Source organism: Stenotrophomonas sp. STEN046 (assembly GCF_056759755.1).
Genome location: NZ_JBRRDR010000017.1, coordinates 1 through 20,455 on the forward strand (window position 1 = coordinate 1; position 20,455 = coordinate 20,455).

At 66.3% G+C, this 20,455-nt stretch carries 14 protein-coding genes and 1 other RNA gene; 6 read left to right on the forward strand and 9 right to left on the reverse strand.

What is annotated here, in order from left to right:
• Positions 1-486: 486 nt before the first annotated feature.
• Positions 487-858 (reverse strand): DUF805 domain-containing protein, encoded by a 372-nt coding sequence (locus tag ACVOLJ_RS10075; protein WP_475279254.1) that lies wholly within the window; start codon positions 856-858, stop codon positions 487-489.
• A gap of 670 nt (positions 859-1,528) precedes the next feature.
• On the opposite strand from ACVOLJ_RS10075, the gene ACVOLJ_RS10080 reads away from it, so the two are divergent.
• Positions 1,529-3,448 carry an autotransporter family protein gene (locus tag ACVOLJ_RS10080; RefSeq protein WP_481564064.1) on the forward strand — a complete coding sequence of 640 codons (1,920 nt, stop codon included), beginning with the start codon at positions 1,529-1,531 and terminating at the stop codon, positions 3,446-3,448.
• A gap of 121 nt (positions 3,449-3,569) precedes the next feature.
• On the opposite strand, the gene ACVOLJ_RS10085 is transcribed toward ACVOLJ_RS10080, so the two are convergent.
• Complete coding sequence (locus ACVOLJ_RS10085) at positions 3,570-3,980, reverse strand: hypothetical protein (RefSeq protein WP_475279252.1); 411 nt, start codon at positions 3,978-3,980, stop codon at positions 3,570-3,572.
• A gap of 446 nt (positions 3,981-4,426) precedes the next feature.
• Complete coding sequence (locus ACVOLJ_RS10090) at positions 4,427-6,829, reverse strand: autotransporter family protein (RefSeq protein ID WP_481564065.1); 2,403 nt, start codon at positions 6,827-6,829, stop codon at positions 4,427-4,429.
• Between the two features lie 306 nt (positions 6,830-7,135).
• Here ACVOLJ_RS10090 and ACVOLJ_RS10095 point away from each other — a divergent pair, with 306 nt between their 5' ends.
• Together ACVOLJ_RS10095 and ACVOLJ_RS10100 are read left to right on the forward strand one after the other, a co-directional pair.
• Complete coding sequence (locus tag ACVOLJ_RS10095) at positions 7,136-10,357, forward strand: autotransporter family protein (RefSeq protein ID WP_481564066.1); 3,222 nt, start codon at positions 7,136-7,138, stop codon at positions 10,355-10,357.
• Between the two features lie 243 nt (positions 10,358-10,600).
• Entirely contained in the window at positions 10,601-12,568 is a 1,968-nt protein-coding gene (locus ACVOLJ_RS10100; protein ID WP_481564067.1) for an acyltransferase family protein, read from the forward strand.
• 56 nt (positions 12,569-12,624) lie between these two features.
• Here the strand turns inward: ACVOLJ_RS10100 and ACVOLJ_RS10105 are convergent, their stop codons facing one another.
• From ACVOLJ_RS10105 to ACVOLJ_RS10120, 4 genes are read right to left on the reverse strand one after another with little or no spacing between them, the layout of a single operon-like run.
• The gene (locus tag ACVOLJ_RS10105; protein WP_475279247.1) at positions 12,625-14,010 is read right to left on the reverse strand and encodes an FAD-binding oxidoreductase; all 1,386 of its coding nucleotides are present in this window, start codon (positions 14,008-14,010) and stop codon (positions 12,625-12,627) included.
• Positions 14,007-14,660 (reverse strand): metal-dependent hydrolase, encoded by a 654-nt coding sequence (locus ACVOLJ_RS10110; RefSeq protein WP_475279246.1) that lies wholly within the window; start codon positions 14,658-14,660, stop codon positions 14,007-14,009. The genes ACVOLJ_RS10105 and ACVOLJ_RS10110 overlap by 4 nt, the downstream gene beginning before the upstream one ends.
• The gene (locus ACVOLJ_RS10115) at positions 14,660-15,028 is read right to left on the reverse strand and encodes a YraN family protein (RefSeq protein ID WP_475279245.1); all 369 of its coding nucleotides are present in this window, start codon (positions 15,026-15,028) and stop codon (positions 14,660-14,662) included. The genes ACVOLJ_RS10110 and ACVOLJ_RS10115 overlap by 1 nt, the downstream gene beginning before the upstream one ends.
• Positions 15,018-16,739 carry a penicillin-binding protein activator gene (locus ACVOLJ_RS10120; RefSeq protein WP_475279244.1) on the reverse strand — a complete coding sequence of 574 codons (1,722 nt, stop codon included), beginning with the start codon at positions 16,737-16,739 and terminating at the stop codon, positions 15,018-15,020. Before ACVOLJ_RS10120 ends, ACVOLJ_RS10115 begins: the two co-directional genes overlap by 11 nt.
• An 81-nt stretch (positions 16,740-16,820) precedes the next feature.
• Between ACVOLJ_RS10120 and rsmI the strand changes: the two genes are divergently transcribed.
• A complete protein-coding gene (rsmI, locus tag ACVOLJ_RS10125) occupies positions 16,821-17,639 on the forward strand; it encodes a 16S rRNA (cytidine(1402)-2'-O)-methyltransferase (protein WP_475279243.1) in 819 nt (272 codons plus the stop codon).
• Between the two features lie 109 nt (positions 17,640-17,748).
• An RNA gene (rnpB, locus tag ACVOLJ_RS10130) (RNase P RNA component class A) lies at positions 17,749-18,100 on the forward strand.
• 89 nt (positions 18,101-18,189) lie between these two features.
• Here the strand turns inward: rnpB and ACVOLJ_RS10135 are convergent.
• Together ACVOLJ_RS10135 and ACVOLJ_RS10140 are read right to left on the reverse strand one after the other, a co-directional pair.
• Positions 18,190-18,669 carry a DM13 domain-containing protein gene (locus tag ACVOLJ_RS10135; RefSeq protein ID WP_475279242.1) on the reverse strand — a complete coding sequence of 160 codons (480 nt, stop codon included), beginning with the start codon at positions 18,667-18,669 and terminating at the stop codon, positions 18,190-18,192.
• A 252-nt stretch (positions 18,670-18,921) separates the two neighbouring features.
• Positions 18,922-19,674, reverse strand: a complete 753-nt coding sequence (locus ACVOLJ_RS10140) for an NRDE family protein (protein ID WP_475279241.1) — start codon at positions 19,672-19,674, stop codon at positions 18,922-18,924.
• Between the two features lie 323 nt (positions 19,675-19,997).
• Here ACVOLJ_RS10140 and mraZ point away from each other — a divergent pair, with 323 nt between their 5' ends.
• Positions 19,998-20,444 (forward strand): division/cell wall cluster transcriptional repressor MraZ, encoded by a 447-nt coding sequence (gene mraZ, locus ACVOLJ_RS10145; RefSeq protein WP_481564068.1) that lies wholly within the window; start codon positions 19,998-20,000, stop codon positions 20,442-20,444.
• The last annotated feature ends 11 nt before the right edge of the window (positions 20,445-20,455 follow it).

Consider the following 20,455-nt stretch of genomic DNA (forward strand, 5'->3'; position numbering starts at 1 on the left):
GGTGCCAACCTTGGTTGGCACGAATGTGTCAGCCACCCGTGTCCACACGGTGGCGGAGGCACATCGGCATTGCCCTGGTAGGTGCCAACCTTGGTTGGCACGAACGTGTCATCCGCCCGTGCCCACACGGTGGCGGAGGCACCTCGGCATTGCTCTGGTAGGTGCCAACCTTGGTTGGCACGAATGTGTCAGCCACCCGTGTCCACACGGTGGCGGAGGCACATCGGCATTGCCCTGGTAGGTGCCAACCTTGGTTGGCACGAACGTGTCAGCCGCCCGTGCCCACACGGTGGCGGAGGCACATCGGCAATGCCCTGGTAGGTGCCAACCTTGGTTGGCACGAATGTGTCAGCCACCCGTGTCCACACGGTGGCGGAGGCACCTCGGCATTGCCCTGGTAGGTGCCAACCTTGGTTGGCACGAATGTGTCAGCCACCCGTGGCAGCACCGTGTCGACCAAGGTCGACACCTACCCAAGCGAGGAAGTTACACGTGCGGCACCGGCGAGCCGAAGCGGTTGTCGCCGGGGGTGCTGGGCAGCAGCAGGAACACCAGCAGCACCAGGCTCGCAAACGGTACGAACGCCAACAGCATCCACCAACCCGAGCGATCGGTGTCGTGCAGGCGGCGGATGGTCGCCGCGATGCAGGGCAGGGCGAACACCAACCACATCACCACGCTTAGGCCGGTCGATGCCAGTGCCAGGCCCTCCGAGCCGCTGTAACCGGCATAGAAGCTCAGCACATACAACGGGATCGAAACGATCACCACGAACAACTGGAACCACCAGAACTCACTGCGGCTCGCCCGCCCACTGAACTGCGCGTAGCGCTTCAATGGCACCAACATCTTCTGCATCGGAACACCTCTCGGAAAGAAGTGCGCACTATCGATGCCTCTGTGAAGCAAGGCTATCGGAATCATTGCAATTAGCGGCAGAGCGGGCACGAAGTGCCTGCTTCCCCACAGTTTGCGGTAGCCGCGGCCACGCGTCCTGCAGGCTGAGCCCAGCGGTCCATTTCGAACTTGTCCTATGGAGGTGCAAGTGAGACATGGCGACCATGGTTCTCAATAAATTCCTGCGGGTATTCAAACAATGCGCCATTTCCAGCGCCGCAATCTGCTGGCCGTTTCACTGGCCGGCGCGCTTTCCCTTGCCTCCCCCGCCATGGCGCAGCAGGTCATCGCCGATGGTGGAACCGACTTCAAGATGCCGCCGGCCGGGGACTATTGGACTGCCAAACCAGGCGAGCATGCATTTCATGCACTCAATGGCGGCACCATCCTGGGCGACATGTCCACGTCACTGCTGACCGAGGCTGATGACACAGCTGCCGTACGGGTTGAGGGCACGGGCAGCTCGATCACACTGAATGAAATGTCGTTTGTTCGAACCACCGGTCATGGGTCGTCAGGCGTTTCCATGGCAGGTGGAGCGTTTGAGGCCTCGAGATCGCGGATCGAGACGCGCGGCGACAACGCAATCGGTCTCGACATCGCGGGTGGGTCTGCCGCTTTGAGCGAGAGCGTGATCGATACCATCGGCGTCAACTCGCACGGCATCGTGGCGCAGTCCGGCAGCAGGGTGGTTCTTGAACGCACCGATGTCCTGACCCAGGGCGAGGGTGCCTGGGGCGCGGTCATCCACGACGATGCTGCATTCGACATGAAAGGGGCCTACATCCACAGTGTCCAGCATGGTGCTGTCCGCGTGCGTGGCAACGGCAGCACTGGCCTGCGTCTGAGCGAAGGTTCGCTGTTGGTGGGCGGCAACGGCACTGCGCTGGCGCTTGATGCTTCGGTGGCGGGCCGCTTCGACGTAGCGTTGGATGGTTCGATCCTGCGCGGCGATATCGTCATCAGCCAGCAGGACCTCGACGCCGGGCTGGTTCCTGCATCGGATGTACACGTCCAGCTGTCCAGCGGCTCAAACTGGAACGGGCGCTCGGGAATCGTCAATTCCGTCGCGATCGACGGCGGCAGCTGGTGGACGCTGCGCGGAGATTCACAGGTGAAATCGATGGATGTGCGCCAGGGCGTCGTCTATCTCTCCGACCCCTCCGATGCCGGCTTCAATACGCTGATGATCGATGGCGATCTGCACAGCGAGAACGCCGAGTTCCAGTTCCGGGGCGGCCTGGAAGGCGATGATTCGGCCATGGACCGCCTGCATGTGCGTGGTGATACCAGTGGTGATGCCCAGATCTGGGTGAGCAATGTAGGAGGCCTGGGCGCCAAGACCATCGAGGGCATCACCGTCATCCAGGTCGACGGCGCTTCGAACGCGGACTACAAGGTGCATGGTCGTGTGGTGGCAGGCGCCCACGAGTATTTCCTGCACAAGGGTGGCGTGGTTGGGGGCGAAGGCAACTGGTACCTGCGCTCGGCCCTGCTGCCGGACCTGTGCGAGCGTGATCCGTCGTTGCCGGGCTGCACGCCGATTGACCCGATCGATCCCGTTGATCCGATCGGCCCCGTTGACCCGATCGACCCCGTTGACCCGATCGACCCGATCGATCCGCCCGCACCGTTGCTGCGCCCTGAAGTGGGCGCCTACCTGGCCAACCAGTCTGCTGCACTGAAGATGTTCGACCATCGCCTGAGCGATCGAGTGGGTGCGTTGGATGCTGGCGAAGGCCGCAACGCATGGGCACGGGTGGCACGTCAGCAGTCCGATTTCACCGCCGTGGGCGGCCAGCTATCGGTGGATGGCTCCACCTCAATGCTGCAGGTCGGCAGTGACCTGCTGCGCCGTGGCAACGCCACCTTTGGCGTGATGTTGGGCAGCGGGCGCGCCGACAGTGCCGTGGTTTCCAAGCTGACCGGCTACAGCGCCAAGGGCCGTGTACGTGGTACCGCCATCGGCATGTACGGCACCTGGGTGCAGAATCGCGGCCAGGCCGGAGGTGCCTATGTGGATGCCAGCGTGCAGCAGGGTCGTTTCGACAACCGCGTGCAGGGTGCCGGCCTGGGCCGGGAAACCTACGATTCGCAGGTGACCAGTGCGTCGATGGAAAGTGGTTACACCTTCGCCATCTCGCAGGGCACTTCGTCCAACGTTTACCTGCAGCCACAGCTGCAGCTTTCGTATGCGGATCTGCGTGCAGACCGGCATGTCGAGAGCAATGGAACCGTCATCGAGAACGCCGATGCCAGCGGCCTGAGTGGTCGCGTGGGTGTGCGCGTGTTCGGTCGCGGTACGGCCGCCGGCAATGTGGTTCAACCCTACCTGGGCGTGAACTGGTTGCGTGGCAGCGGCACCCGCACCGTTCAATTCAACGGCGATACGCTGGGTGCAGACGTGCCGCGCAACCGCTACGAAGCCCAGGCCGGCGCCGAGCTGAAGCTGGGCCAGCGCTGGGCTGCATGGGGTGGCATGACCCTGCAGCGCGGTGATCGCGGCTACCGCGATGTCGGCGCCCAGCTGGGCTTGCGCAAGGCCTGGTGATGCGCCGCTGATGGTGCCGGCATGGCCGAGCGCATGCTCGGCCTGCTGTGCCAGGTGCGGCGGGTGAGCACCACCGCCATGAAGTACGGCCGAGCAATGCTCGGCCTTTTCGTTGCAGATGTCACGCCGCGTGCAACTGCACATCCACATACTCGGCCAGCCCACGGCAGGCCAACAGCAGCCCTTCGCGCACGTCGTCGCCCACCTGCTGATCATCATCGCCATCGATGCGCACGCGCTCGGTGGCATGCAGCATCTCCAGCAGCAACGTCAGCCCGGCGTTGGCGCGGTCGATACGGGCCAGCGCCATGCGCTGCACGGGCGTGCGCCCCTTGCCCGGCCACGGCTGGCCATCGGCGGCTTCCACCTTGCGAATGCGCTGCAGGCAGTCAAGCAGCGTGATGCCGCCGGGTGCATTGGCGGCATGGGTTGCAGTGAGCGTGGTTTCCAGTGCGCGGGCGATTGCCTCGGGCAGCTGACTGGCAGCATCGCCCAGGGTGGCGAACAGATACGGGTAGGTCGAGGCGGTCATGGTGGCAGGCATCCTTGTGCATGAAGCAAGGGGCCACCGCCGCGTGGACGCGAGGGTGGCGGACGGTGCGTGGTTGCAATACCGGAGGTTGATGTAGAAATGCCGGCGGGTACGAGACCCCCACGCACCGCCCGCCATAGGGCACGGACGGATTGCCTGCCGACGCCGCCCAACAAGGAAAGAGCGACGCCGACAGGCAAGCGTAAACAACACATCAACCTAACGGGATTGCAAGCCCGTGCCACCCGTTGTCGGTGGCACGCCATGATGTGCACGTAAACGCCGCTGTACCAATCAGAGAAGTTTCAAATTTGAAGGTGTTGCAGATGGGCCAGGCCCGTATCGTCATGGCAATTGCGACATTCCTGTAGAGCCGAGCTCATGCTCGGCTCATCGCGATCTGACGGGAAAGCAGCCGAGCATGGCGCGGCGCTACGGAAGGCAGATCACCACTTGTAAGCCACGCTCACATTGGCCGTCGCTTCGCGATAGCCATGGTCACCGCGCATCACACCAAACCCACCCCAGGCGCTCAGCCCGGAACGGAAGTACACGCGCGCACCGGCATTCAACGCGTAGCGGTTGCGCGGCACGCTGGCTTTCAGCGCTTCATCATCAAATGCCATGCCATTGCTGGCGCCATCGCGGTACCAGTTGGCCACCACGTAGGGGCTGACCGACGCACCCGCTGCACTGCGGCCTTCGCCCTGCAAGCGCAGGCCCATGCGACCGGACAGGCCGCTGTCGCCCAGGCTGCGCACCACGGTGCCGTTGGTTTCCTCGTGGCGGTCGGTGTTGGCGTCGGTGTAGATCAGCTGCAGTTCCGGCTGCAGGCTCAGCGCAGTGCTGCCGATCTGGCCGATGCCGAAGCGGTAGCCGGCTTCCAGCGACGACTGCCAGATATCCGAGTCGTAGCGTTCCTCAGCCAGGCCTTCACCCTGCACGCGGTTGCGGAACTGGCCACGCTGCACGCTGGCATCCACATACAGCGCATCGTTGCTCCAGTTGCCATACACGCCCAGCGCACCACCGTTGACCTTGCCGCGTGCGCTGTAGCCGGTCAGCTGCGAACGCGAGGTGGCATCGGACTTGGCCAGCGTACCCATCACGCCCACGCGGCCCTGGCCGTTGTCGAACACGCCCACGTCTGCACCCAGCTGCAGGCGCGAGCGGTCCACGCGCAGGTCGAGCTGGTCTTCCACCGCCGACAGCTTGCTCTGGGTCGCATCCACGCGGGCCCAGCCGCGAATACCATCTGCTGCGGCAGCGCCCCCCTGGCGGTCGCGCATGCCATGGCGCAGCAGCTGGTCCATCGCGAACTGGTTGGCCAGGTAGGCACCGGCTTCCGGGCGTAGCACCGGGGTGGGGTCGATCGGGTCAATAGGATCGACCGGGTCCACCGGGTCGATCGGCTTGCACTCCGGCAGCGACGGATCCACCACACACGGATCCGGCGTGCCGGCCAGCTCCGAGCGCAGGTACCAACCGCCATTGGTCGTGTCCTTGAACAGGAAGTACTCGTACTGCCCGCCCACCGCGCGGCCCTGCAGGTCGAACTGTGCATTCGATGCGCCGCCCACGCGGATCAGCTCGATGCCCTTGTCGGTCTTCGCACCGGCACCGCCGGCGTTGAGCACGCGCACATTGGCCTGGCCGTTCGAGTCGCCCTTGATGATCAGCTTGTCGGTGGCCGAGGCATCGTCACCCAGCTGGGTGTTGAACAGCAGGGTGCCACCGGCGCCGTCGAAGGTATCCACGGTGAGGGTGTTGAATGAGCTGCCATTGCCCAGTGCCACGGTGCCGGTGCTGCCCAAGGCAAGGTGGCCGACATTGCTGTCGCCGGTCATCAGCCAGGTGCTGTCGCTGCCGATGTCGGCCGAGGTGACATTGATGAAGCGGCCGTCGATCTGTGCCTTGTTGCGCAGGATCACGTCAAGGGTGCCATTGACCACGGTCGTGGTATCCACGTTGACGTTGCCGATCAAGCGCGCGTCATCCACGGTGAAGTCCGTATGGATTGCAGAAGTGACAAGCATGTCATTCCATGACTTCATCAGCAGAAGATTGCCATCGCCTGCTTGCAGCTGCGAGCCGTTCGTTACGATGATTCGGTGCTCTGCATCAATCTTGATCGGCGCGATCCGGATGGCAGCGCCGCGGCGGGACCGCAGCGCAGAGTTGTCGATACGCAGGGTAATCGGTGGCTGGCCGGCGCGGTGGATTGCAAGCAACGCCGCCATGTTGTCTGCATCGATCCGCGAGTTCTGCAGCTGGATTTCTCCGGCCATCAGGCGCACGCCCAGGCCGCTATTGATGTCTGGCGTGCCCGGTACGTCCTCGACGCGCAGGTAGGTGTTGCGCACCACCGCCAGAGAATCCGCGGGAAGCGTGCTGGCAGTCCCAGACAGGCCGATGCCAACGCTGGCCATGCGGGGACTTAAGCCTGCCGCAGTCACAACGATCTCACTGTCTTCGACCCATGCAGTGCTGCTGTCGGTGACAAAGATGCCCGCCGTGAACCGGGTTGATCGTGCGGCCAGCGTTGAGCCGCCGAAGAGACTGACGGCATGTTGTCTGCTCCCCGCACCGACCGTGGCATTGGAGAGCGTGACCGTGGAGTCATCAGCTTCAATGTACAGCGACGACCCACCGTTCACTGTCAACAGCGATCCGTTCTTCAGCGTCCACGCTTCGGTCGGGTCAGCGGCGCCGACCTCGGCGGTCTGGCCATCAAGTTCACCCGCCAACGCGGTAGCCGCGGGAAGGGTGGCCAAGGCCAGCAGCAGACTGCGGCACAGCAGACGCGGGCGCGGGGTGCGAAGGGGGGGCTGAGTGGCCGTGCGCTTCATGGAAGGATCCTTGTGGCGGGAGTAGGGGAGACACCGGCGACTGTTCAGACCAGTTGCCGGGCGGGCCGCGCCGTTGTGAAGGATCTGTAAGGAGGCGGGCCGTATGCGAAAGGACGTGTCTCGGTTGGCCGCAGTTTCCGGGTGCAGGTCCGCCCATCCCATGCAAAAAGTTGCAAAGCGCTCTGGATGCCGGGGGCGATTCAGCTGCCAGCCAGATCGGCGAAAAGGTGTCGCGGGTTGCAACGCATTCGATGGCAACGGTTCAGCACCGGGCCGAGCATGGCGCCTCCTTTCACGAGTGCCCCCATGCAGAATTCCATTCCCCGACACCATGCCTTGGCCACAGCCCTCGCTATCGTTCTGATTGCCAGCGCCCCGGCGGCGGCACAACAGATCGTGGCCGACGGAGACGAGCAGACGCCACCGGCAGGCGACTATCACACTACCGAGCCGGTTCTGCCGGCCGACCCTTCCGGGCACGCCTTCTATGCCGTCAATGGGGGCCGCATCCTGCCGACGGGTCCGGTAAACCTTTCCACGGTTGGGCGTGCAGCACATGCAGCGCACGCCGAAGGGAGTGGCAGCGTGATCAGGCTGGATAGCGGAACGGTAACCACCGCCGGTGTGTCCGCAGCCGGTGCATCGGTTGCTGCAGGTGCCCGCCTGCAGGCCACCGACGTTGTGATCGAGACATCCGGCAACAGCGCGCACGGTGTGCAGGTGCAGGATGCCGATGCCGTGCTGAAGAACGTACAGGTCCGCAGCAGTGGAGGTGACGCCCTGCGGCTGTTGGGCGGCAGCCTGCAGATGCAGGGTGGCCAGCTGCAGGTGAGCCGCTCAAGTACGTCCGGCCTGTACGCGAACGCTGGTACTGCAACGCTCGATGCCGTTCACATCGACATCCTGGGTGATGCGAGAGATGGCGTTCTGGTCACTGGTACGGCTGATGTGGTGCTGCAGAACTCGAGCATCAGCCGCGTGGGGCATTCAGGAGTCGGCGCAACAGCGCACCGTGGCGCAACGTTGGCGATGCACCAGGTGGACGTCCACCTTCAGGGGCAATCGGCCACAGGCGTGGCGCTGGGGGGGACCGTCCATCTCTCTGACAGCCGGATCGTGGTGCAGGGTGCGAACAGTCGTGCGGTGGAACAGTCTGGTGGTTCACTGACGGTGCAGGGCAGTGAGCTGTCCGGCGACTCGGGACTGAGGCTCATGGACAATGGCGTAACCGTTCTGCGCGACAGCAGTGTCCGCAGCGAGTGGATTGCCCTGGATATAAATGGGCGGGGCAATGCAGTGACAGTGGAGCGGAGCACGCTTGCAACCTCTGACGGCACCGCCATCTGGATGCCGAACGACTCCACGTTGGTGCTGCGCGATTCGTTGGTGGCGGCGCGGGGCGATCGCGCACTCGGTCTGGATGTGCGAGGTGGACACGCCCAGGTTGTTGGCACGCGTCTTTCCACCAATGGCAGTTCGGCCCATGGCGTGTACGCGCAGGGTGACATGGGACGCCGACCTCTGATCGATGCCGTCGACATCCAGGTGCTGACCGAAGGTGACGGTTCTGCTGCCGCGATCGCGCGCACCGGCGGCACGGTCACGTTGAGTGACAGCCGCCTACAGACTTTGGGTCGATCTTCCCATGGTCTCATTTCCGGGGGGGCGGGGCAGATGGTGTTGGCCAACACCCACGTGCGCACCGAAGGCGAAGGTGCATGGGCGGCGTTGATCAATGACAACGGGCGGCTGAGCATCGACGGTGGCTCGCTGGTGAGCGCCCAGCATGGCGGTGTGTGGGTGCGCAGCAGTCGCGACCCCGGCCTGACCCTGTCCAACGGCGCACTGGTATCGGGCGGCAACGGCATCGCGCTGGCGTTGGATGCGGCGGTGGCCGGGCGTTTCGACGTGCTGCTGGAGGGGCGCTCGCAGATGGTGGGTGACATCGTCATTACTCCGGAAGACGAGGATGCCGGCCTTGTGCCGCAGTCGGACGTGCATGTGCGCCTGGCCGATGGTTCGCTGTGGCAGGGTGCGTCCGACCTGGTGCAGACGATGGCGATCGAAGGCGGCAGCCAATGGACGCTGACCGGCGACGCCAGCGTGGGCGAACTACAGGTACGTGGCAGCGGTGTGGGCCTGTCTGACGGCAACGGTCGCTTCAACACGCTCACCGTGGATGGCGATCTGCACACTGAAGGCGCGCACTTCCTGTTCCACGGGGCATTGGCCGGCGATGACAGCGCCATGGATCGCCTGCACGTGCGCGGTGACACCTCCGGTGATGCGCTGTTGGCGGTGAAGAACATCGGTGGGGTGGGGGCGCCGACGGTCGATGGCATCCAACTGATCGAGATCGACGGTGCGTCACTGGCAAACTACGCGCTGGTGGGGCGCGCGGTGGGCGGCTCGTACGAGTACTTCCTGTTCCAGGGCGGTTTGATCGACCCGGCCGACGGCAACTGGTACTTGCGCTCGCAATGGTTCGATCGCTGCGCGGAGGATCCGGCGGCCCCCGGCTGCGCAGTCGATCCTGGCCCGGGTCCGGACCCGGGTGACGGTGGCGAAGGCGGTCCGCTTGATCCCGGTAATCCGGTCACGCCGCCGCCGGTACTACGCCCGGAGGCCGGCGCCTACCTGGCCAACCAGTCGGCGGCCATCAACATGTTTTCCCATCGCCTGAACGACCGTACCGGCGCCGTGTCGCTGGATGAGGGGCGTGCCGCGTGGGCACGCATCGGCCGGCAGCAGGCGGACGTCAGCGCGGTCGGTGGCCAGCTGTCGGTGGACGGCAACAGCTCGGTGCTGCAGATCGGCAGCGACCTGCTGCGCCGGGGCAACGCCGCCTTCGGCGTGATGCTGGGCAGTGGTCGCACCGATAGCAGCGTGGTGTCCGGGCTGACCGGTTACAGCGCCAAGGGCCGTGTACGTGGCAGCGCGGTGGGCGCGTACGGCACGTGGCTGCAGGACGCCGCGGGCCTCAGCGGTGCCTACGTGGATGGCAGCGTGCAGTACGGCCGCTTCGACAATCGCGTGCAGGGCATCGGCCTGGAGCGCGAGACCTACGATGCGCGCATGGCCAGTGCGTCGCTGGAGGGGGGCTACACCTTCAACGTGTGGCAGGGTGCCGCCAGCAGGCTGTATGTGCAGCCGCAGCTGCAGCTGAACTACGTCGACTTCCGCGCCGACCACCATGTGGAAGCCAACGGCACGGTGATCGACAACGCCGATGCTGGCGGCCTGAGCGGGCGCTTGGGCGTGCGCGTGTTCGGGCATGGCACGGCGGCAGGCAACACCGTGCAGCCCTATATGGGCGTGAACTGGCTGCGTGGCAGCGGCACCAGCACGCTGCAGTTCAACGGTGACACGCTGGGTGCGGACATGCCGCGCAACCGCTATGAAGTACAGGCCGGTGCCGAGCTGAAGCTGGGCCAGCGCTGGGGTGCGTGGGGCGGCGTGACCGTGCAGCGCGGTGACCACGGCTACCGCAACGTGGGCGGCCAGGTAGGCATGCGCATGGCCTGGTAAGCGGCGATGACGGGGTCGGATCCCATTGCCTTGGCAATGGGCTCTGACCCCCATCGGATCGGTAGCGCCGGGCCATGCCCGGCGGAAGGCGATGCGGACCAAGGTCCGCCCCCACCGCGCGAGTCTGCAGAATCCTCAAACACTTGACCGGGGTTGAACGGCGATTGACCACGTCGCAATTGGCCATTGCAGTTTCCACCTGATGCTGTGGATGCTGGCAGACCGATCGCCACTGGACGCTCCATGTCCGCTCCCGACCTTCGCCACAACGCCGCCATCGATGGCATGCGTGCGCTGGCAGTGCTTGCCGTCATCGTTTTCCATGCCAACGCTGCCTGGTTGCCGGGCGGTTTTACCGGGGTCGACCTGTTCTTCGTGGTCTCCGGCTTCGTGATCAGCCAGGCATTGGCGTCGCGCGCCAATCAGCCGTTGGGCGCATGGCTGCTCGATTTCTACCGGCGCCGCGTACTGCGCCTGATGCCCGCTCTGCTGGTGATGCTGGTGGCGACCTTCGTGCTGTCGGCGCTGTTCATTCCGCGAGCCTGGCGCAACGAACAGTTCGACCAGACCGGCTGGGCCGCGCTGGTCGGCGTCAGCAATTTCATTCTGGCCGGGCAGCAGGATGATTACTTCTCGCCCGGTGCCGAACTCAATCCGTTCCTGCATACCTGGACGCTGGGGGTGGAGGAGCAGTTCTACCTGATCTTCCCGCTGCTGTTCTTCGTCTGGCTGCGCGGGCGTGACCGTTGGCCATGGTCGCACTGGCTGTTGCCGGTGGCCGCGCTGGCCTCGCTGCTGTGGGCGGGGTGGCAGGCGAAGGCATCACCTGCGGCGGCGTTCTATCTGCTGCCGGCGCGCTTCTGGGAACTGGCCGCTGGCGCGCTGCTGTATCAATGGATGTCCACGCGTACGGGCAGTCGGCGCGCGGGTCTGCTGGGCGCGGCAGGGGCGGCGCTGCTTGTGCTGGGCCTGGTGTTGGCACCAGGGCTGGCGATGCCGGTGCCGGGGGTGCTGGCGACGGTGGTCGGGACGTTGTTGCTGTTGGCGGCCGTCGCCGGGCACGGCACATCGCGCATCGGGCGCGCGCTGGCATGGTCGCCACTGGCATATCTGGGGCGGCTGTCGTACTCGCTGTACCTGTGGCACTGGCCCCTGCTGGTGCTGCTGCGCTGGACCTACGGCCTGCAGGGCGCCGCGCTGTGGCTGTACCCGGTGCTGCTGCTGGGCATATCGGCGGCCTCGTATCATTGGGTGGAACAGCCGCTGCGGCGCGCGGGTTGGCTGCTGCGGCTGGCACCGGCCAAGGTGCTGGCGATGGCACTGCCGGTGGTGGCGCTCTGCGGGGCCGCTGCCTGGGCAACCGTGGAATATCACGAGCAGGTTTCGCTCAGCGTTACCGGCGATGGCTACCAGTGGCAGGCACGCCGCTTCCCGCAATGGCGCCCGCTCGAACCGGTGGCCACCCCTGCACTGGAGGGACGCACGCTGTTCGTAATCGGCGACTCGCATGCCGCCGCTTACCGCACGATGACCAGCATGGTCGCGCGCCAGACCGGCATGCAGGTGCAGCAGGAAGATCGCGGAGGCTGCAGCTTCGTCAACCTGCTGCGGGCCAGCCCGGCAGACTGCCAGGACTTCATCGAAGAAGCGTTGTCGACCATTGAGCGCGACGCGCGCCCGGGTGACATCGTGCTGCTTGCCGCATTGCGCATGCCGGAACTGCGCGGCTTCGACTGGCAACACCAGGATGAGCAGCAGATCTACCGGGAGCTGCTGGCCGAACGCACGCGTGCCCACGCGCAGGCCGCACGCCAGGAGGCCGAACGGGTGCTGGGCCGCCTGCAGAAGCTGGGCGTGCATGTGGTGATCGACGCGCCACTGCCGTTGTTCAAGGCCGGCGCCTACCGTTGCTCGGATTGGTTCAACCGCAGCAATCCGGGCTGTGCCGGTGGCCTGACCATGCGTCGTGCTGATCTGGAAATGCTGCGTGCTCCGCAGATGGCACTGCTGGCCGATCTGGCCGCGCGCTACCGCTCATTGACCGTATGGGACCCGCTGCCGCAGCTGTGCGGGCCGCAGACCTGTTCGGCGGTGGAAGACGGGGAGCCGCTGTTCTTCGACAACGATCACCTGAGCGGCCATGGCAACCGTGTGCTGTTGCCCAGCTTCCGGCAGGCCCTGATCGACAGCGTGGGCAACACGCCCCGGTAGCGCCGGGCCATGCCCGGCGGGAATCGGTGCGGACCACGGTCCGCACTCTTCGTGGGTCATGCCAGCGGCAGTACCTTGCCGGGGTTGAGGATGCCATCGGGGTCCAGCGCGGCCTTGATCGCGCGCATGGTCGCCAGCGTGGCCGGCGTGAACGCTTGCGCCATGAAGTCGCGCTTGGCCAGTCCAATGCCATGCTCGCCCGACAGCGTGCCGCCCAGTGCCAGCGTCAGCTCGAAGATCTTCGGCAGCGCGGCATGTGCGCGGGCGCTCTCTTCTGCATCGTCCGGGTGATAGAGGATGTTGACGTGCAGGTTGCCGTTGCCGGCATGACCGAAGCTGACGATGGTCAGCGTGTACTCGCGTGCCAGCGCCTGCACGCCGGCCACGAGGGCCGGGATGCGCGATACCGGCACCACCACGTCTTCGTTGATCTTGCCCGGAGCGACGCTGCGCAGTGCGGGCGACAGTGCCTTGCGTGCCGCCCACAGCTGGTCACGCGCGCGGCCTTCCATCGCCACGTCCAGTTCGATCATGCCCTCACCCTCGGCAGCGCTGGCCAGCGCCTGCAACAGGTAGGGCAGGGTGTCGTGGTCACCATCGGCTTCGACCAGCAGCATCGCGCCGGCCTGGGGCACATCGGCGCCGTTGCGGCGCAGCAGCTCCAGGCTGCGCGCGTCCATGAATTCCAGACGGGTCGGCACCACCGGCTGCGACATCAACCGCGACACCGCAGCGGCGGCAGCGTCTGCATCGCGGTACAGCACGCGCAGCCCGGCCTGGGCAACCGGCAACGGTGTCAGCTTCAGCGTCGCTTCCACGATAAGCGCCAGCGTGCCTTCGCTGCCCACCAGCAGATGGGTGAGGTCATAACCGGTGGCATCCTTGGTGAAGGCGCCGCCGCAGCGGATCACTTCACCGGTGCCGGTTACCGCGACAAGCCCCAGCACGTTGTCGCGGCTGGTGCCGTACTTCACTGCACGCGGGCCACCGGCGTTGCAGGCCAGGTTGCCGCCGATGCTGCAGATATCCGCGCTGGAAGGATCCGGTGCCCAGAACAGCCCGTGCGGTGCCAGTGCCTGCTGCAGCGTGCCGTTGAGCACACCCGGCTGCACGATGGCGCAGCGATCGCCAGGGCTGATTTCCAGGATGCGGTCCATGCGGGTGAACGACAGCACGATGCTGCCCGGCAGCGGCACGGCGGCGCCGGTGGTGCCGGTGCCGGCACCACGCGCGACCAAGGCCACGCCATTTGCACGGCAGGCACGCACCAGCGCCTGCACCTGGGCCACGTCTGCCGGCAGGGCGACGGCCACGGGGCGTTGATGGCGCCACGAGTTGTCCTGCGCATTGGCTTCCAGCGCGGCCTCGTCCATGCGCCACCCTTCGGCACCCAGCAGGGCGGACAGTTCGACAACCAGGGAGGCGGGCAGGGCGGTACTCATGACGGATCTCGCGGGGCAGCAGGGGCGGGTTGAATCAGTTTCCAGGCCACGACCGCGCAGGCCAGCGGCAGCCATACCCAGCGCAACTCGGACAGCAGCGTGGCCAGGCCACGCGCGCTGAAGAACTGCGGCGCGAACGGTGACACGCGGATCGGTCGCCACGGCGCGAAGAAGCGCTGTTCGCTCCACGGCCAGGCGAGGGCGACGCCGAGGCCGCCGGAGGTCATGGCATCCAGCAACGGGTGACTGGCCGCGCATACGAACACGAACGCCGCCGCCTGTACGGTAGATGCCAACCTTGGTTGGCACGAAACCGCCGACCAAGGTCGGCGACTACCGGAGCTGTGGGATGCCGACCAAGGTCGGCGACTACCGGAGCTGTGGGGTGCCGACCAAGGTCGGCCTCTACCAAAGCCATGCAACATCGCGGCCAGTGCCGCCAGCACGCAGGCAAACAGCAGCGAATGGCTGGCACCGCGGTGGCCGAACGCATCGGCATAGGGAATGTGCAGGGCGAAGGCGAGCACGTCGGCATCGGGCAGCATCGCCGCGATCACCCCGGCCGCCAGCAGACGCGGCGGAATGCGGCCACGGTCGGCGGCGCACCACAGTGCCAGCGGCACGGCTGCGTGGGTGATGATGGAAGGCATCAGCAGTCGTCCAACCGGAACGCGTCGCGCAGCCAGTGCAGCTGCGGCGGCTCGCCGGTCGCTTCAACCACGTCGAAGCGGCAGGGCGCATCAGCCAGGATGGGGTGGTCCTGCAGGTACAGCTGCGCGGCATGCACCAGGCGCCGGCACTTGCGTGCATCAATGGAGGCAGCGGCGCCGCCGAAGTCCTGGCGTGCGCGGTAGCGCACTTCCACGAAGACCACGGTACCGGCGTCATCCATCACCAGGTCCAGTTCACCACCGCGATAGCGCACGTTGCGTGCCCGCGGCTGCAATCCGGCCTGCTGCAGGTGGAGCTCGGCGGCGGCTTCCACCGCCGAGCCACGTTGCAGGTGCTCAGCGACCACCGGCGATCGGCATCGGCCGGCCACCACTGAAGGCGGACCATGCCGGCTGGCGCAGGATGTTGCCGTTGCTGTCCAGGTACAGCGTACCGGTGGCGCCGTCCAGGCCGCCCTCGTTGGACAGCTTGTCCAGATAGGCGGTGATCTTCCAGGCGTCGGCACCGAAGGCGAACAGGCGGCTGGCGGCGCCGCGTGCGCTGGGCAGGGTCTGTGCGACCTGGCTGGCCGAGGGCACGCCGGAGACGCTGCGCACGTTCCAGGCTTCGTTCGGATAGATGATGCCGTCCAGCGCCACGTCTTCTTCGACCTTGCCGCTGCCGGTGGTCAGCTGCGAAGTACCCACGCGGGTGGCGCCGCCGGCGCCGGCCAGCGCGAGCTGCGGGGCCAGCAGGCGTGCCTGCGGCGCGCGCACCGCAAGGAACACGGCATCGACCGCACCGGCATTGCGCACCTGCGCACTGACGTCTCCCACTGTTTCGCTGACAGCCACGGTGGCGGCCACCGTGCCGCCGCGCTGGGCGAAGCGCTGTGCGAAGGCGGCGGCCGCGCGGCGACCGGTGTCGTCGCTGCTGTTGATCACCAGCGCCTTGCTGCGCTCGCGGCCGCGCATGTACTCGGCGGCAACGATGCCGTCGTCTTCCGGGGCCAGCGAGAAACCGGCGCTGCCGGCCGGCGGTGCACCCTTGCCGCGGTTCAGGGCCAGCACCGGTACCGGCAGCTGCTGGCGGCCATACACCGCATCCACTTCGTCGCGGCCGAGCGGACCGACCACGAAATCGGCGCCGGAGGCCACCGCCTTGTCATAGGCCGACACCGCACCGGCGGCGGTGCCGGCGGTATCGAAGAAATTGATGTCGGGGCGACGGCGGGTCTCGCCGTAGTAGGCACTGAGCAGGCCATCGCGGACCGGCTGTGCCGCCGTCGCCAGGCGGCCGCTGAGCGGCAGCAGCACAGCCAGCTTGGCCGGTGGGCGGTAGCCGTCGCTCATCGCCGGCGGACGCTTGCTGGTGTCGAACTGGGCGGCACCATCGCGATCGAACGGGCGCGGCAGCGGCAGGCCGCGGGCAATCAACGCGCGGCCGGCGAAGTTGTACAGCGGATCGTTGGCCGGCAATGCCGCGGCGCGACTGCGCAGGGTGGCATCGTCCAGCGTACCCAGCAGGCCGGAAATGGCTACCTGGTTGTCGCTGCGCTCCGTGCCGGTCAGGCCGGCGTGCGCACGGGCGCGTTCGGTGGCAGCGCCGAAGGCATCACCGGTGGCCTGCAGCGCCTGGCCGCGTGCCAGCAGCCAGCGCGTGCGCAGGCCCGGGTGCACGCTGTCGCCGTGGTCCTTCAGCAGGGCCAGCGCCTGTGCCGGTTGCTTGTCGGCCAGTGCCAGCTCGGCGCTGGTCAGCTGGAAGCGCTGCAGGCTGGCGCCGGACAGCTGGCGCGCGGTGAGCTGGCCCAGCAGGCTGCGCGCGCGCGCGCTGTCGCCGGCCAGGTGCCAGGCCCAGGCGGCATCGGCCAGCGCATTGCTGCGGGCGTTGCCGCGCAGGGTGGCGGCCAGGGCTTCCAGTTGCAGTGCGGCGTCGCGCGGCTTGCCTTGGTCGATCAGCGCCAGCGCCTGGCTCTGGGCCGGCGATTCCGGGGCGCTGACGAGGCTGGTGGTGGCACAACCGGCCAACAACATCAGCGACAACGACAGGGCAGAGATGCGTGCGGCGGGCTTGTTCATGATCGGGTCCATGCGATGAGGGCAGCGGCCTTGGCCAGGTACACGCTAGGATTCTACCCTTGCCCCGTGAGTACCGCTGAAATGAGTGTCCCAACCCTGTACGTCGTCGCCACGCCGATCGGCAACCTGGCCGATCTGAGCCCGCGCGCGCAGGAGGTGCTGCGCTCGGTGGCGGCCATCTGTGCCGAGGACACGCGGCGCAGCGGGCAGCTGCTGTCCCATTTCGGCATCCAGCAGCCGCTGGTGGCCCTGCACGAGCACAACGAAGAGGCGCTGTCGCAGCGTCTGGTCTCGCGCCTGCAGGCCGGCGAGTCGCTGGCCCTGGTCAGCGATGCAGGCACTCCGCTGGTCAGCGACCCCGGCTTCCGGCTGGTTCGGGCCGCGCGTGCGGCCGGCATCAAGGTCAGCCCGATCCCCGGCGCCTGCGCCGCCATCGCCGCGCTCAGCGTGGCCGGCCTGCCCAGTGATCGCTTCACCTTCGAGGGTTTCCTGCCGGCCAAGGCCAGCGGTCGCCGCGACCGCCTGCAGGCGCTGGCCGGTGAAGTGCGCACGATGGTGTTCTATGAATCCTCGCACCGCATCACCGAATCGCTGGCAGACATGGCCGCGATCTTCGGGGGCGAGCGCCCGGCGGTGCTGGCGCGCGAACTGACCAAGTTGTTCGAAACGGTGCTGGACGGCGACCTTGCCGGGTTGTTGGCGAAGGTGGAAGCCGATGACAACCAGCGCAAGGGCGAATTCGTGGTGATGGTGCAGGGCGCTGGCGATGATGCCGAAGCGCAGCTGGCGCACGGCCGCCAGGTCTACGCCAAGCTCAGCGAGCACCTGCCGCCGTCGACCGCAGCCAAGCTGGCGGCGGAGTTGACCGGCGCACCGCGCAAGGCGTTGTACGGGTCCTGATCGGCAGCGCCGGGCCACGCCCGGCGAATCAGTAGATCCACGCCGTGCGTGGATGTCTGCACGTCCGTAGCCACGCTTGGCGTGGCTCTACTGTAGAATGCGCGCTGGCGGAGTCGGCCAGACAGTCGCGTCATCCCTTCGGGGGTGCCGAGGAAAGTCCGGGCTCCATAGGGCAAGGTGCCAGGTAACGCCTGGGCGGCGCAAGCCGACGGAAAGTGCAACAGAAAGATACCGCCTACGTCTTCTTCGGAAGGCCGGTAAGGGTGAAATGGTGCGGTAAGAGCGCACCGCGAGTCTGGCAACAGACCGGCACGGCAAACCCCACCTGGAGCAAGACCAAATAGGGATCCTTTGGCGCGGCCCGCGTTGGATCCGGGTAGGTTGCTTGAGCGTTGCGGCGACGTAACGCCTAGAGGAATGACTGTCCACGACAGAACCCGGCTTATCGGCCGGCTCCGCCCCTTTCTTCCTGTATGCCGAGCATGGCTCGGCGCTACAGCAGAGCCGAGCCGTGCTCGGCTGCTCTCCGTTCAGTCGTCCGGGGTGCTGCTCAGCCCGGCGTGCGGTACTGGCCCGCGGAAATGAACTGCGAGAAGCGCTCGCACCACACCACCACGGTGGTGTACTCATCCACGTTCACGTTGTCCGGAACGTCCACCAGGAAGCGGTTGAAGGTCTTGACCTCGCCGATGCGCTGGGAGCTGGCGCGCAGGCGCTCGAAGTCGGCCTCGGTCTCGACGAATTCCCTGGTGAGATAGACCTTGTAGTCCGGCCCCGGGGCCATCTTGCCGTCGAAGGCAACCTGGGTCGGGCTCACCGTGACCTTGCCTTCGCCCCAATGCAGCGCATCGCTGTCCTTCAGGTCGCGGCGGAAGGTGGCCTGGTAGGGGGCATCCTTCATGGCCGCCTGCACCTGCGCCACCGGCGGGTCATCGGGGGCGATCAGGATCGGCAGGAAGTACACGCCCAGGCCGAAGCCGAGGCCAAGGGTGAGCAGGTGGGTGGCGAGCAGGATGAGGATGCGGCGCATGGTGTCTCCTTGTGTGGGGCCTACATGTGCGCGGCGCAGGGCCGTGCACGACCACCTTCAGAGGTCGCGTGCGACATTTATAGACACAGAGCCAGATGCGAAAAGGACACAGCGGGCGCATTGCCGTGCCGCAACCGTTGCGGTACGGGTGTTGGCGAGGTCACGCCGTAAAGCTGAATGACGCTTCGGGCTTGTTTTGCGGTCGGCCACCGTCATGCGGATCGCGACAATGCCGATTGCGGGTCGTTCCGGTCAGAAACTGACCTGGCTTTGTCCGCTGAACACACCCTGCGGGCCGAAACGGCGTTCGTGGATCTGGCCGTGGCCACCGGCGTCGATCAACAGCACGGTGCTGGCACGGGTGCCGTAGTCGTCGCCGCGGATGAAGGCGGGGCTGAGCCAGCGCTCGCGTTCCAGGCCGATGCCGGTGTCGGGCAGTTCGCCATCGAGCGGACGGTGTTCGTCAGCCAGGGCCTGCCACAGCGGGTCCAGTCCATCGCTATCGGCATCCAGCCAGGCCGACAGTGCTGCCATCAGGCGGCGCGTCTTCGGCCACGGTGCATCCAGGGCGCCGTTGGACATGCCGTGCACCCCAGGGCCGAGGGTCTGCCGTTCTGCCGGGTGATTGCCCAGATACTCGACGCCGGACCCGTCGGCCAGCAGCAGGTTGAACGGCGCGTAGGCGCTGGCCACGCCCGCCAACCTGTCCATATGGGTGCTGGCCGGGTCGCGGCCGCGCAGGAAGTCGGCCACCAGCGCACCCCGTGAGGGACCGGCCTGGGCCGCCAGCGGATCGCGGACGTTGGTCACCACCGCCATGCGGCCACCGGCGCCCACTCCGGCCCAGCCGCCACCGGAGCGCAGGTCGCGGCCGCCGATGACGGACGTCTCATCCTGCCAAGGCGCCAGGGCCGCGGTCGGGCGGGCGTGGAACTCATCACGGTTGCCGATCATGACCAGCCGCCAGCGCGGGTGGTGCGACCAGCCAAGAGCAAGCAGGCACATGGGCTCATTGTGCCCGGTTTGCGCATTCCGGCGTCGTTTTCAGCCCGGTCCGACTGAATGCGGGGCAGATGTTTCACGCCCTCTGCACACCCCTGAACTTCCGTTCAATCTCAAAAAATGAGACGGATCAGCAACTTGTGGATAAGCCTTGAACAATTCTCTAAACATCGCTGCAAGCCATTGATGCGGCTGGCGATTTCCCGCCTGAAAAGGTGTTGACAACCTTTGCCCCGCTGCTAAGGTGGGCATCAGAGGGAAATCCGGGTGTTTTGTGGATTTTCGTGGTTCAATGTTTCACCGGGCGAAGGATAGGTGCACGCGTCGTGTTCCAGGGCGAGACGGCCATCACAGTTGACGACAAAGGACGCATGGCGGTTCCCACCGCCTACCGCGACCTTGTCGCGCGCGCCAGCAACAACCGTCTCGTGCTGACCTACAACCCGTTCGAATCCGGCTGCCTGTGGCTGTATGCCGAGTCGGAATGGGAACGGGTCCGCGACGATGTCATGTCCAAACCCAACACACAGCGCGTCGTGCGTCTGCTGCAGCAGAAGCTGGTCGGTTCAGCCGCCCATCTGGAGCTGGACGCCAACGGCCGCATCAGCATTCCCGCCAGCCACCGCGGTGCGGTGGGCATTGAGAAGAAGGCGGTATTGCTCGGTATGGGCGACAAATTCGAATTGTGGAGCGAGCAGGCGCATCGGGCCCTGATCCAGCAGACATTGTCTGATGAGGATCTGGGTGATGGGTTGCTCGACCTGAAGTTGTGAGCCGGGGTGCC